This is a genomic window from Micromonospora sp. LOL_013, from assembly GCF_048060315.1.
In the GTDB taxonomy this organism is placed as follows: domain Bacteria; phylum Actinomycetota; class Actinomycetes; order Mycobacteriales; family Micromonosporaceae; genus Micromonospora_E.
In genome coordinates this window covers 20,806-32,254 of record NZ_JBHMIQ010000035.1, presented here as the reverse complement: position 1 = coordinate 32,254, position 11,449 = coordinate 20,806, and the positions used below count along the sequence as shown (strand labels likewise).

The window sequence follows — 11,449 nt, the reverse complement described above, 5'->3', positions numbered from 1 at the left end:
AGCGCCACAACTTATCCGGCTGTTGCGCACCGGGCTGTTTCCGTACCGGGCCGGCGGGTATCCGATCGACAGTGACGACCCGTCGGAGAGGGAGAGAATGATGGACATCGGCATCATCGGCGCCGGCAACGTCGGCTCGGCCCTGGCCCGGCGGCTGACCGAGGTCGGTCACCAGGTGACGATCTCCGCGTCCAGCCCGGATTCGCCGCGGCTGGCCGAGGCTACCGCCGGCACCGGGGTAGCCGCCGGTGACGCGGCCCAGGCGGCCGACGCCGAGCTGGTCGTACTGGCGGTGCCGTTCACCGATATCGGCGACACGCTCACCGGGCCGGTCGCCGACGCGCTGGCCGGCAGCACCATGATCGACGTGACCAACCCGCTCGGTCCGGACCACATGTCGCTGCGGATCGGCCATGACACCTCCGCCGCCGAGCAGGTCGCCGCGATGGTCCCGGCGGCCAACGTGGTGAAGGCGTTCAACACCGTGCTCGCCCCGAACCACGCCCGGCCGGTGCTCGGCGGCGTACGGCAGTCGGTGCCGGTCGCCGGCGACGACCTGGCCGCGAAGAAGACCGTCCAGGAACTCGGCACCCAGCTGGGCTTCGACACGGTCGACGCCGGCCCGCTGTCCAGCGCCCGCTACCTGGAGCCGGTCGCCGCGCTGCTCATCCAGGTCGCCTACGGCGGCGGTGCCGGTCCGACGGTCGGGTTCGCCCTCGCCCGCGACTGACGGCGGTCGAGCCCTTGGGTCGGAACACGTCATTCTGGCCGTATGGTGGACGGGTGTCGTGCGTGCCGTGTCCGGCAGGACGGACGCATCCGTTGAAACCCGAGGAGTTCTAGTGACCGTCACTCTGACCGCCGACAGCGCCGGATCGGTCAGCGACTTCAAGGTCGCCGACCTGTCTTTGGCGACCTTCGGTCGCAAGGAGATCGAGCTCGCCGAGCACGAGATGCCCGGGCTGATGGCACTGCGCCGTGAGTACGCCGCCCAGCAGCCGTTCAAGGGCCGCAAGATCGCCGGATCGCTGCACATGACCGTGCAGACGGCGGTGCTGATCGAGACGTTGACCGCGCTCGGCGCCGACGTGCGCTGGGTCTCCTGCAACATCTTCTCCACCCAGGACCAGGCCGCCGCGGCGGTCGTCGTCGGCCCGAACGGCACGGTCGACAACCCGCAGGGTGTCGCGGTGTACGCCTGGAAGGGCGAGACGCTCGACGAGTACTGGTGGTGCACCGAGCAGATGCTCACCTGGCCGGACGGCAGCGGGCCGGACTCGATCGTCGACGACGGCGGCGACGTTACCCTGCTGATCCACCTCGGCAAGCAGTTCGAGGAGGCCGGCGCGGTGCCCTCCACCTCGGAGACCGACTCGGTCGAGTACGGCATCATCCTGGAGACCCTGCGCCGTTCGCTGGCCGCGAACCCGACCAAGTACACCGAGATGGCCAAGCCGATCATCGGGGTCTCCGAGGAGACCACCACCGGCGTGAACCGCCTCTACGAGCTGGCCCGCGAGGGCAACCTGCTCTTCCCGGCGATCAACGTCAACGACTCGGTCACCAAGAGCAAGTTCGACAACAAGTACGGCATCCGCCACTCGCTGGTCGACGGGATCAACCGGGCCACCGACGTGATGATCGCCGGCAAGCTCGCGGTGATCTGCGGCTACGGCGACGTCGGCAAGGGCGCCGTGGAGTCGCTGCGCGGCCAGGGGGCCAGGATCGTGGTGACCGAGATCGACCCGATCTGCGCGCTGCAGGCGGCGATGGACGGCCTCGACGTGGTGACCCTGGACGACGTCGTCGACCGCGGCGACATCTTCATCACCACCACCGGCAACAAGGACATCATCCTGGCCGACCACATGGCGAGGATGAAGCACAACGCGATCGTCGGCAATGTCGGTCACTTCGACAACGAGATCGACATGGCCGGTCTGGCGAAGGTGCCCGGAATCGAGAAGATCAACGTCAAGCCGCAGGTCGACGAGTGGCGTTTCCCGGACGGCCACGCGGTGATCGTGCTCTCCGAGGGGCGGCTGCTCAACCTCGGCAACGCGACCGGCCACCCGAGCTTCGTGATGTCGACGTCCTTCTCCAACCAGGTCATCGCCCAGGTCGAGCTGTACGCCAAGATCGGCGAGTACGGCAAGCAGGTGTACGTGCTGCCCAAGCACCTTGACGAGAAGGTGGCCCGGCTGCACCTGGACGCGTTCGGCGCCAAGCTGACCGTGCTCACCAAGGCCCAGGCGGACTACATCGGCGTCGACGTGGCCGGCCCGTACAAGCCGGAGCACTACCGCTACTGATCCGACGGCGTACTCAGGCGGCCAGGCCGAGGGCCTCGGCGGCGGCTCGGCCGTTGGCGTGACTCGCACCGTACGTGGTGACGAAGGCACGCACCCCGGCCGGGCGCCAGGCCGACGGCCAGCCCATCTCCACTACCGCGACCGGGTGCCGGGCGGCCAGCCGTTCGATCAGGTCACCGGCACCGGGCACCCGGTGCAGGTGCCGGCCGACCAGCACCAACGGCCGGCCGTCGGCGGCCGTCGCGACCTGCTCGGCGGTCACCTCGGCCGGCGCCACCCGCAGCTGCCGGGCGGCGCCGAGGTGCGGTCCGAGGCCCCACGGCACCCGGCCCTCGGCGATCGTCGAGCCGGCGGTCAGCTGCACCACCAGTGCGTCGGCCAGCCCGTCGAGGGTGCCTTCCACCCGGACGGCGCGGCGGGCGGCGGCGTACCCCAGATCGGCCGGGCCGGCGGTTCCATCCGCCGCCGGCCGGACCACGGCGGCCAGCGCGGTCACCCGGTCGGCCGCCTGCTCGACCCGGCCGACCGGCAGCGTCCCGTCGCCGATCGCGGCGACGATGCCCGCCGCGATCCGTTCGACCAGTGCGTGGTCGACCCGGGCGCCGATGCAGAGCAGGTCGGCACCGGCGGCCAGGGCGGCGACCGCCGCCGGGACGATCCCACCGGCGGCCAGCGTGGCGCCGCGCATCTCCAACGCGTCGGTGACGATCACCCCGGTGAAGCCGTACTCGTCGCGGAGCAGGCCGGTCAGCGCGGCCCGGCTGAAGGTGGCCGGCGCGTCGCCGGTCAACGTCGGGACCCGGATGTGCGCGGTCATGATCGCCGGGGTGCCGGCTTCGACCACGGCGGCGAACGGCGGCAGGTCCCGCCGGCGCAGCACCGCCATCGGTACGTCGACAGTGGGCAGTTCGAGGTGCGAGTCGGTGACCGTTGCGCCGTGGCCGGGGAAGTGCTTGGCGCAGCCGGCGACCCCGGCGTCGGCCAGCCCGGCGACGGCCGCCGCCGCGTGCGTGGCGACCAGCGCCGGATCGGCCCCGAACGACCGGGTGCCGATGATCGGGTTGTCGTCGGAGGTGTTCACGTCGACGGTCGGTGCCAGATCGAGGTTCGCCCCGCAGGTGGCGAGCTCGTCGCCGATCGCCCGGTAGACCTGCCGGGTCAGTGCCGGGTCGTCGACCGCGCCGAGCGCCGCGTTGCCGGGGTACGGGCTGCCGGTGGCGTGCGCCAGCCGGGTGACGTCGCCGCCCTCCTCGTCGATGGCGACCAGCACGTCGTCCCGGGCGGCCCGCAGCGCGGCGGTGGCGGCCCGCAGCTGCTCGGGTCGGTCCACGTTGCCGCCGAACAGGGTGTGTCCGGCGAGCCCGTCGCCGACCAGGTCCACCGCCCACTGCGGGACGGTGGTGCCGGGGTAGGCGGCGAGCAGGGTGCGCAGCGCCAGTCGCCGCAGCGCCGGGTCGTTCGGCATGTTCTCCCCCTCCGTGGCGTCTCCGCGGTCCGAGTGGCGCACCGGGGAGGCGCTGTTCGTTGCCGGTGAGTGCCGGGTCGTCCGACCGCCGAGGGTGTCACCGGCGACTACGCTACGGCTACTTCCGTTGCGGATGCCAAGATAATAGTTAACTTTCCTAAATTCTAGAGGACGACCACATGGGTTCCCCGCGCCTGCCCGGCACGCCCCGGCTGCTGCGAGCGCTCAACGACCGGGCGGCGCTGGAGCTGCTCATCGCCCGCGGACCACTCACCCGGGCCCAGCTCGGCGAGCTGACCGGACTGTCCAAAGTGACAGCGTCGCAGCTGGTCGAGCGGCTGGAAGGACGCGGGCTGGTCACCCGGGTCGGCGAGCAGGCCGGTGGCCGGGGCCCCAACGCCCAGCTGTACGCCGTACAGCCGGCCAGCGCGCACGTCGTCGGAGTCGACGTCGGACCGGACCGGGTGGTGGCCGCCTGCGTCGACATCACCGGATCGGTGATCGGCCGGGTCGAGCAGTCCACCAGGGACACCGACGATCCGGTCGGTGTGGTGCACAACGCGGTCGTGCGGGCCGCCAGCAGCGCCGAGACCCAGCTGGCCAGCGTACGGCGGGTGGTGCTGGGCACCCCCGGCCTGGTCGATCCGGCCAACGGCGACATCACCTTCGCGTACAACCTGCCGCGCTGGCACCGCGGCCTGCTCGCCGCGCTGCGCGAGGACCTGGACACCACCGTCGTGTTCGAAAACGACGTCAACCTCGCCGCGGTCGCCGAGGCACACGCCGGTGCTGCCCGCGACGTGCCCGACTTCGTGCTGGTCTGGGCCGGCGTCGGGGTCGGCCTGGCGATCATGCTCGGCGGCCGGTTGCACCACGGCAGCACCGGCGCGGCCGGCGAGATCGGCTACCTGCCGGTGCCCGGCGCACCGATCCCGCGCGACGTCTCCCGCCGGGCCAAGCCGGCGTTCCAGCAGCTCGCCGGTGCCGACGCGGTCCGCGCGGTGGCCCGCGAACACGGGTTCCGGGCGGCCAGCGCGGGCGACGCGGTGCGGGCCGCGATCGCCGCCGGCACCCGGGGCGGGCCGTTGCTCGACGAGCTGGCCCGCCGGCTCGCGCTCGGCGTCGCCAGCAGCTGCGTGGTGCTCGACCCGCCGCTGGTCGTGCTGACCGGTGAGGTCGGCCAGGCCGGCGGCAGCGCCCTGGCCGAGCGGGTGCAGCACGAGGTCGCCGCGATCAGCCTGGTCGCGCCCCGGGTGGTGGTCACCGAGCTGACCGAGGAGCCGGTGCTGCAGGGCGCCCTGCGGACCGCCCTCGACGCGGCCCGCGACGAGGTCTTCGGATCCACCGTGGCCTGACCCCGGCGACACCCGTCGGGTGGTGCCGGCCACCCCGGCGCGGCCAGGTGGGGCGGCACCACCGGCGGCGTGATTGGATGGTCCGGTGCCTACCGTTGCTGACGACCTGGTGATCGAGCTCGACTCAGTGGGCGTGACCCGCTCCGGCACGGCCCTGCTGCAGGACATCACCCTGCGGGTGCAGCCCGACCAGCGGTGGGTGGTGCTCGGCCCGAACGGTGCCGGCAAGACCACCCTGCTCAGCCTCGCCGCCGGCCGGCTGCACCCGACGACCGGGACCGTCCGGGTCCTCGACGAGCAGCTGGGGCGCACCGACCTGGCGGAGCTGCGAACCCGGATCGGGCTGACCACCGCCTCCCTCGCCGAACGGATCCCCGGCACCGAGCGGGTGCTCGACGTGGTGCTGACCGCCGCATGGTCGGTGGTCGGCCGGTGGCGGGAGCGCTACGACGAGCTCGACGTGGGTCGGGCGCAGGAGCTGCTCGGCCAGTTCGGCGTGGCCGGGCTGGCGCAGCGCGAGTACGGGACCCTCTCCGAAGGTGAACGCAAGCGGGTGCAGATCGCCCGGGCGCTGATGACCGATCCGGAGCTGCTGCTGCTCGACGAGCCGGCGGCCGGGCTCGACCTCGGTGCCCGCGAGGAGCTGGTCGGCCGGCTCGGGGTCCTCGCCCAGGACCCGCATTCCCCGGCGTTGATGCTGGTCACCCACCACGTGGAGGAGATCCCGCCGGGCTTCACCCACGCCCTGCTGCTGCGCGGCGGCACCGTCGTCGCGGCCGGCGAGCTGGCCGCCACGATCACCGGCGAGCACCTGTCGGAGACGTTCGGCGTGCCGCTGGTCGTCGAGCGGGCGGGCCAGCGGTACACCGCCCGGGCCGCCTGAGCGGAGGACGTCGTGACAGCGCCGCGGATCGCGGTGGTGGGCAGCGCGAACATGGACCTGGTCGCGACCGCGCCGAGACTGCCGTCGCCGGGGGAGACCCTGCTCGGCACCGACTTCGTCACGGTGCCCGGCGGCAAGGGTGCCAACCAGGCGATCGCGGCGGCCCGCGCCGGTGGCGACTGCGTGTTCCTCGGCGCGGTCGGCTCGGACGCCTTCGGCGTCACCCTGACCGGCCGGATCGCCCGGTCCGGGGTGGACACGAGCCAGCTGCGGGTGGTGTACGGGTCGTCCGGCGTCGCGATCGTGATGGTCAACGCGGCCGGCGAGAACGCGATCGTCGTCACCCCGGGTGCCAACGCGGCATTCCGTGGGCTCACCGAGCCGGAGCTGGCGGCGGTGCGCGACGCCGACGTGCTGGTGGCGCAGTTGGAGATTCCGTTGGAGACGGTGCTGGCCGCCGCGGCGGCGGCCCACGAGGCGGGCACCCGGGTGATCCTCAACGCCGCCCCGGCCCGCGAGCTGCCGGCCGAACTGCTCGACGCGGTGGATCTGCTGGTGGTCAACGAGGCTGAGGCGCGGGCGATCGTCGGCGTCGGGCGGGAGGATCCGGCGGCGCTGCTGACGGTGGTCCGTCGGGCGGTGCTCACCCTGGGTGCCGAGGGTGCCTGGTTCGCCGACCGCGACGGTACGGTGCACCACGTGCCGGCTTTTCCGGTCGAGACGGTGGACTCCACCGCCGCCGGTGACGCGTTCACCGGCGCGCTCGCGGTCGCCTGGGGCGAGGGCCGGGACCTGGTGTCCGCGGTCCGGTGGGCGTCGGCGGCCGGCGCGGCCTGCGTACGCCGCCTGGGGGCCTCGGTGTCGTTGCCGCAGCGCGCCGAGATCGACGTCCTGGCCGGCTGATCGCGTCCTGGCCGGCTGGCTACCCGCGAAACGCCGGTGCCGGGTGGCGCGGGTGCGGGATCATCGAGACATGCGAGTCATTCTCAACCTGCTCTGGCTCATCTTCGGCGGCGGCATCGTGCTCGGCCTCGGGTACGCGGTGGCAGCGCTCGTCTGCTTCGTGCTGATCGTCACGATCCCGTTCGGGGTGGCGTCGCTGCGGTTGGCCTACTACTCCCTCTGGCCGTTCGGCCGGACGCTGGTCGCGAAGCCAGGGGCGGGGATCGGCTCCGGGCTGGCGAACATCCTCTGGGTGGTGCTGGCCGGCTGGTGGCTGGCGCTCACCCACATCGTGACCGGCGTGACGCTCTGTCTGACGATCATCGGCATCCCGTTCGGCATCGCCAACTTCAAGTTGGTGCCGGCGGCGTTCTGGCCGCTGGGCCGGGAGGTCGTCGACGTCGAGGATCTGCGTCGCCCGGGGCTGGTCCACGCCTGACCCGGCCGGCCAGCGAGTCCCTGCCCGGTGCCGGTCAGGTGATCGGCACCGGCGCTGGCCCACTCTGATCAGTCGGCTTCGCCGGCCGGACCGCTGCGTCCGGCGAGCCGTTCGTAGCGCTGCCGGGCGGCCTGCGCGGTGCCCAGGCCGAGCCCGAAGGCGATCGCCTGCCAGGTGAGTCCCCGGCTCCGGGCGGCCTCCAGCAGGCCCAGTTCGACGGCGTCGAGGTCGGCGCGGACCGGGGCGACCAGGGTCAGAGCCGCGATCAGGTCGCTGACGTCCAGCTCCGGCTCGTCCGGGTCGGCCTTGGCGCCGCCACTGGCCAGGCTGAGTGCCAGCCGTACCGCCTCGTACGGGTCGACCACCTGCGGGTGCAGATGGCGGTGCCGCCGCGCGGTGGTGTCGGCGTGCCGCTCAGCGATCCGGAGCAGGGCATCGTGCCGACGGTGCGCCCGCGACTGCGCCGCGTCGGGCGGGGCGAACAGGTCGTCAGTGGTCACAGTGTCGACTCAAGCACGCCAACGCACCGATGTCAACTCAACGTTTTCAACAGAACGTTTAGCAACCGTGTTGCTCCGGTCAGGGGGTCGGGCGGCCGGTCAGGATCCGGGGACCGGACGGGGTGATGGCGACCGTGTGTTCGGAGTGGGCGGTACGGGAGCCGTCGGCGGAGCGGATCGTCCAGCCGTCCTCGTCGTACCGGATCTTGTTGGTGGAGTGGCAGAACCAGGGTTCGATCGCGATGGTCAGGCCGGGGTCGAGCCGCATCCCACGGCCGGCACGGCCGGTGTTGGCGACGTGCGGGTCCTCGTGCATGGTGCGGCCGATGCCGTGACCGCCGAACTCGCCGTTGACGCTGTAGCCGTACGAACCGGCGACCTCGCCGATCGCGGCGCAGACGTCGCCGAGCCGGCCGCCGGGCTGGGCGGCGGCGATCGCCGCCGCGAGGGCGACCTCGGTTGCCTCGATCAGCCGCAGATCGGCCGGATCGGGGGTGCCGACGATGACGGAGACCGCGGAGTCGGCCACCCAGCCGTCGATACCGACCGCCATGTCGATGCTGAGCAGGTCACCGTCGCGCAGCACGTAGTCGTGCGGGAGGCCGTGCAGCACCGCGTCGTTGACCGACAGGCACAGCACGTTGCGGAACGGACCGCGGCCGAACGACGGGGCATAGTCCCAGTAGCAGGACTCGGCGCCGCGTTCGGCGATCCGCCGCCGGGCGTGGTGTTCGATGTCCATCAGGTTGACGCCGACCGCGGCGACACCGCTCAGCTCGGCGAGCAGCTCGCCGACGAACTGGCCGGTAATCGCCATCCGGTCGATCTCCTGGGCGGACTTGAGCTCGATCACGACAGACTCCCTCTCCCTCTGCGGTATTTTTATACCACGTCGGATCGAGGGCGCGCCGGAGGGCTATCCTGCTGGGCATGGTTCGCCAACCACTCACCGCCGAACAGATCGCCGCAGGCCAGCGACTCGGCGCCGCTCTGCGGGTCGCGCGGGCCGGCCGCAGCCTCGTCGAGGTGGCGCTGGCGGCCGGGATCTCCCCCGAGACGCTGCGCAAGATCGAAGCGGGCCGGCTTCCGGCGCCGGCGTTCGGCACCGTGGTGCGGCTCAGCCAGGCCCTCGACGTCCCCCTCGGTGACCTGGCCGACGTCTGGCTGGCCCAGATGCCCGTCCGCCAGGCGTCCTAGCGCTGTTCTGGCGTTCACTCGCCCGGTGGCAGGGCCTCGTCCTCGCCGAGCCGGTCCGCGCCCCGGCGGCGCAACATCCGCAGACCCGGGATGCCGGCCACCGCCAGTTTCAGGTCCCGGGTCACCTCCAGCAGGTCGTGGATGTCCGGCCCGACCCGGTCCAGGGTGGCCAGGATCGGCAGCACGTCGGCCTTGAGATGCTGGGTCAGCCGGGGCAGCTCGTCAACCAGCCGGACCGCCGCGTCCACCTCATCCTCGCTCAACTGCTCGACGAAGTGCCGGGCCATCGGGGCACCCCGGCGCAGCGCCGGCTCGTACTCGCCGATCAGCTCGACCGACCGGTCGGCGATCTCCTCGCTGCGCCCCACCAGGCGGCTGGCCCCCACCGCCACCCGGTCGGCGTCGGTGAGCAGCGTCTGCGCGGCAGCCGCCACCCGGGTCGCGGCCGCCACCGCGTCGGTCGCCGCCGTGGCGATCGTCTCCACCCGTAGCGTCGCCTCCTCCGCCTCCGCGACCACTCGCTCGCTGCGGTCGAGCAGCACCTCGACCCGGTCGACCACGGTGCCGACCCGTTGCACCAGAGCCTCGATCTCATCCAGTACGGCGAATGCGCGCGACGGCACGGCGGCGTACTCGGAGGTGAGCCGGCCCATCCGGGTCGCCACCTCACCGGCCTGGCCGGTGGCCCGTCCGGCCGCGCCGGTCACCGCACCGGCGACCTGCCCGACGGTAAATCTGGTCAGTGCGATGAGACTCGCCGGAGACGGCAGCGGGAGCGGCATCTCCCTATTGTGCGGCGCGCCGGCCACCACCGCTGGCGCGCCGGTCGGCGGAACCCGGCGTGGGCCGGGGCGGCGCCGGCCGGCCCGGTGTTGCCCGGCCCGGTATGGCTCGGGTCGGCGTGGCGCGGGCCGGGACAGGCGCTTGCGATGCCAGCGCGGCCTCGACCGCACGGCGTAGCGCGCGGTGGATGCGGCCCACCCGCAGCGCGTCCCGGTCGGACACCAGTAGCACCGGGGCGCCCCGTACCTCGACCCAGAGTTCGAGCAGGTGCGCCCCCCGGTCGTAGGAGTCGTCGAGCAGCCCGAGCAGCAGGTCCGCGATCGGGATGATGACCAGCCCGACCAGGATCGATCCACCGATCAGCGCGATGGTGACGGTCGGCGAGGCGTCGATGGTCAGTGCGGTGACCAGCCCGATGATCGCGGTCGCCACCGGGGCCAGGAAGGCGACGCCGACCATTCCCCGGCCGGCCAGGGCGCTCCACGAGCGGGCGCCCCGCCGCTGCCAGATCCGGTGCACCTGGGTGAGCGGATGTCGGTGCTGGTCCACCCGGATCTCGGTGGAGGTGATCCGTACGGATTTGTCATCGTAATAGGTGATCATCCGCCTGCCTCCCTCACGTTGTGGATCACGTTACCCACACTCCGGCGCGCCCCGTAGGCTGTCCCAGAACGCGACGTCGATGGGGAGGTTCGCCGTGTCGGAGTTGGTGCTGGTCGAGGTCGAGCAGGGGGTGGCCACCATCCGGCTGGCCCGGCCACCGATGAACGCACTGAACGCGGCGGTGCAGGAGCAGCTGCGCGACGCCGCACGTACCGTCGCCGACGACGAGCGGGTCCGGGCGGTCGTGGTCTACGGCGGAGAGAAGGTCTTCGCCGCCGGCGCCGACATAAAAGAGATGGCCGATATGTCGTACGTAGACATGGCTGCCCGCGCGGCGCAGCTGTCCAGCGCCTTCGACGCGGTCGCCCGGATCCCGAAACCGGTGGTCGCCGCGATCACCGGCTACGCCCTCGGCGGCGGCTGCGAGCTGGCCCTGGCCTGCGACTGGCGGGTGGTCGCCGAGGACGCCAAGCTCGGCCAGCCGGAGATCAAGCTGGGGGTCATCCCCGGTGCCGGCGGCACCCAGCGGCTGGCCCGGCTGGTCGGCCCGGCCCGCGCCAAAGACATCATCCTGACCGGACGGATGGTCGACGCCGCCGAGGCCGGGCGGATCGGCCTGGCCGACCGCGTCGTCCCGGCCGACCAGGTGTACGCGGCGGCACTCGACATGGTGCGGCCGTTCGTCACCGGACCGGCCCAGGCGGTCAAGGCGGCCAAGTTGGCCATCGACGGGGGCCTGGAGATGGACCTCGCCTCCGGCCTGGCCTGGGAGAGTCAACTGTTCGCCGGTCTGTTCGCCACCGACGACCGCACCGAGGGGATGGCGGCGTTCGTCGCCAAGCGCAAGCCCGACTTCACCGGTCGCTAGCCCGTACCGGCTTTCGGCCGGCCCCTGAACCGGCTCGGTGTCGGCGGTGCCGGACACGCTTGGGTGCCGGGCGAAGTGACTGGGCGGTAACCTGCTCGGGGG

At 72.5% G+C, this 11,449-nt stretch carries 13 protein-coding genes; 8 read left to right on the top strand and 5 right to left on the bottom strand.

The features are described 5' to 3' along the window. The first annotated feature begins 22 nt into the window (after window positions 1-22). Window positions 23-730 (top strand): NADPH-dependent F420 reductase, encoded by a 708-nt coding sequence (locus ACFHWS_RS21790; RefSeq protein WP_416553605.1) that lies wholly within the window; start codon window positions 23-25, stop codon window positions 728-730. Window positions 731-842: 112 nt separating this feature from the next. Further along, on the top strand, window positions 843-2,312 hold the full coding sequence (gene ahcY / locus ACFHWS_RS21785; RefSeq protein WP_416568917.1) for an adenosylhomocysteinase: 1,470 nt from the start codon (window positions 843-845) through the stop codon (window positions 2,310-2,312). Window positions 2,313-2,325: 13 nt separating this feature from the next. Here ahcY and ACFHWS_RS21780 read toward each other — a convergent pair whose 3' ends face one another. Next, window positions 2,326-3,777, bottom strand: coding sequence for a glycoside hydrolase family 3 N-terminal domain-containing protein (locus ACFHWS_RS21780; RefSeq protein ID WP_416553609.1), 1,452 nt, complete (start codon window positions 3,775-3,777; stop codon window positions 2,326-2,328). Window positions 3,778-3,956: 179 nt separating this feature from the next. Here ACFHWS_RS21780 and ACFHWS_RS21775 point away from each other — a divergent pair, with 179 nt between their 5' ends. From ACFHWS_RS21775 to ACFHWS_RS21760, 4 genes are all read left to right on the top strand, one after another. Next, window positions 3,957-5,132 carry an ROK family transcriptional regulator gene (locus ACFHWS_RS21775; protein ID WP_416568916.1) on the top strand — a complete coding sequence of 392 codons (1,176 nt, stop codon included), beginning with the start codon at window positions 3,957-3,959 and terminating at the stop codon, window positions 5,130-5,132. Between the two features lie 73 nt (window positions 5,133-5,205). Beyond that, window positions 5,206-6,015, top strand: coding sequence for an ABC transporter ATP-binding protein (locus tag ACFHWS_RS21770; protein WP_416553613.1), 810 nt, complete (start codon window positions 5,206-5,208; stop codon window positions 6,013-6,015). A gap of 12 nt (window positions 6,016-6,027) precedes the next feature. Continuing rightward, window positions 6,028-6,918, top strand: a complete 891-nt coding sequence (locus ACFHWS_RS21765) for a ribokinase (protein WP_416553615.1) — start codon at window positions 6,028-6,030, stop codon at window positions 6,916-6,918. Between the two features lie 70 nt (window positions 6,919-6,988). Beyond that, window positions 6,989-7,396, top strand: coding sequence for a YccF domain-containing protein (locus ACFHWS_RS21760; RefSeq protein WP_278167634.1), 408 nt, complete (start codon window positions 6,989-6,991; stop codon window positions 7,394-7,396). 68 nt (window positions 7,397-7,464) lie between these two features. Here ACFHWS_RS21760 and ACFHWS_RS21755 read toward each other — a convergent pair whose 3' ends face one another. Next, window positions 7,465-7,896 carry a DNA-binding protein gene (locus ACFHWS_RS21755; protein ID WP_416568915.1) on the bottom strand — a complete coding sequence of 144 codons (432 nt, stop codon included), beginning with the start codon at window positions 7,894-7,896 and terminating at the stop codon, window positions 7,465-7,467. Window positions 7,897-7,975: 79 nt separating this feature from the next. Beyond that, window positions 7,976-8,749, bottom strand: coding sequence for a type I methionyl aminopeptidase (gene map / locus ACFHWS_RS21750; protein ID WP_416553619.1), 774 nt, complete (start codon window positions 8,747-8,749; stop codon window positions 7,976-7,978). A 77-nt stretch (window positions 8,750-8,826) separates the two neighbouring features. Between map and ACFHWS_RS21745 the strand changes: the two genes are divergently transcribed. Continuing rightward, complete coding sequence (locus ACFHWS_RS21745; protein ID WP_416553621.1) at window positions 8,827-9,093, top strand: helix-turn-helix domain-containing protein; 267 nt, start codon at window positions 8,827-8,829, stop codon at window positions 9,091-9,093. A gap of 14 nt (window positions 9,094-9,107) precedes the next feature. On the opposite strand, the gene ACFHWS_RS21740 is transcribed toward ACFHWS_RS21745, so the two are convergent. Both ACFHWS_RS21740 and ACFHWS_RS21735 read right to left on the bottom strand, forming a co-directional pair. After that, the gene (locus tag ACFHWS_RS21740) at window positions 9,108-9,875 is read right to left on the bottom strand and encodes a hypothetical protein (protein ID WP_416553623.1); all 768 of its coding nucleotides are present in this window, start codon (window positions 9,873-9,875) and stop codon (window positions 9,108-9,110) included. Between the two features lie 4 nt (window positions 9,876-9,879). After that, window positions 9,880-10,479, bottom strand: a complete 600-nt coding sequence (locus tag ACFHWS_RS21735) for a DUF6232 family protein (protein WP_416553625.1) — start codon at window positions 10,477-10,479, stop codon at window positions 9,880-9,882. 94 nt (window positions 10,480-10,573) lie between these two features. Between ACFHWS_RS21735 and ACFHWS_RS21730 the strand changes: the two genes are divergently transcribed. Further along, window positions 10,574-11,347 (top strand): enoyl-CoA hydratase-related protein, encoded by a 774-nt coding sequence (locus ACFHWS_RS21730; protein WP_416553627.1) that lies wholly within the window; start codon window positions 10,574-10,576, stop codon window positions 11,345-11,347. Window positions 11,348-11,449 lie beyond the last annotated feature (102 nt).